General features: G+C 50.0%; 2 pseudogenes. Both read left to right on the top strand.

The window, feature by feature from the left end:
* Window positions 1-144: 144 nt before the first annotated feature.
* A pseudogene (locus QZ506_RS09345) lies at window positions 145-1023 on the top strand (ABC transporter substrate-binding protein); the annotation flags it as partial.
* An 87-nt stretch (window positions 1024-1110) separates the two neighbouring features.
* Window positions 1111-1193 (top strand): annotated as a pseudogene (locus QZ506_RS09340) (IS1 family transposase); the annotation flags it as partial.

Below are 1193 nucleotides of genomic sequence, written 5' to 3'. Positions count from 1 at the left end.
TGTGCTGCGGGCGTACGCCGATGGCCACTTTACTCGATGGAAAACGGATCTGGGCAGAAAAGAATCTGAACCAGATGTAATCGGACAGACACCTGTATAAATAATCGGTAACTGTCAGATCAGGTCTGAGCTAGTACATATAAGGCCTATGAAAAACAGTACCCGAGCATTACATCGCTGCCAACGTTTGGCGGTGCGAAAGACGGCACCTTTAACGTTGAGCAGGCGTTAACGCTCAAACCTGATTTGGTGCTGATGAACCTGGAATCAAAAGCGGCGACGGATGAAGGCAAACTGATTGAAAAGCTGGAGCAGTTGGGTATTCCGGTGGTGTTTATCGATTTCCGCGAGAAGCCGTTTGAGAATGCGGAAAAGAGCATCCGTATCATGGGGTAACTGCTGAACAAGCAGCAGCGTGACGAGGAGATCGTTCAGTTTCGCCGCGAGCAGATCGCCGTGGTGGAAGATCGCCTGAAAAATTATCAGGGACCGCGTCCGAAAGTCATGATCGATCGTGCTGGCGGCTATGATGAGTGCTGCATGTCCTTTGGTGATGAGAACTTTAGCAAAATGGTGGAAGTCTCCGGTGGGAGCAATATCGCCAAAACGGCGATCCCCGGCACCTTTGGCACCTTGAATCCGGAATTTATCATTGGCGCTCGTCCGGATGTGGTGATTGTCACGGGGGCTAACTGGAAGAATTACAACACGGCGAACAAGTGGGTTGGTGTGGTGCCAGGGGCGGACACGACGGAAGCCACCAAACGTCTGACTGCGTTGATGCAGCGTTCTGCGTTCAAAACCTTGCCGGTAGCGACCAACGGCAATGCCCACGCTATCTGGCACCAGTTCTACAATAGCCCGTATCAGTTTGTTGCGATTCAGGCGATGGAGAAATGGCTGCATCCGGATTTGTTTAAGGATATAGATCCGGACGCGACGTTCAGAACCTTTCATGAGAAGTTCTTGCCGCTGCCATATCAACCGGGATATTGGGTAACGCTGCCACCGCAGCAGAAATAATTACCCATAAAAAAGCCCGCATAACGCGGTCGTGTATTCAATATGTTGATTGCAGTGTGAAATGTCCGGTTTTGGATGTGGAATACAGTGGCTAAAGTTGATGTAAGATGCCCGTTTTGTGAACATACATCTCCTGTGAAAAAACACGGTTATGGAAAAAGTGGCCATCA

The organism is Candidatus Symbiopectobacterium sp., assembly GCF_020054415.1.
Taxonomy (GTDB): Bacteria; Pseudomonadota; Gammaproteobacteria; order Enterobacterales; family Enterobacteriaceae; genus Symbiopectobacterium.
This window is presented reverse-complemented; position numbering and strand designations above follow the sequence as displayed.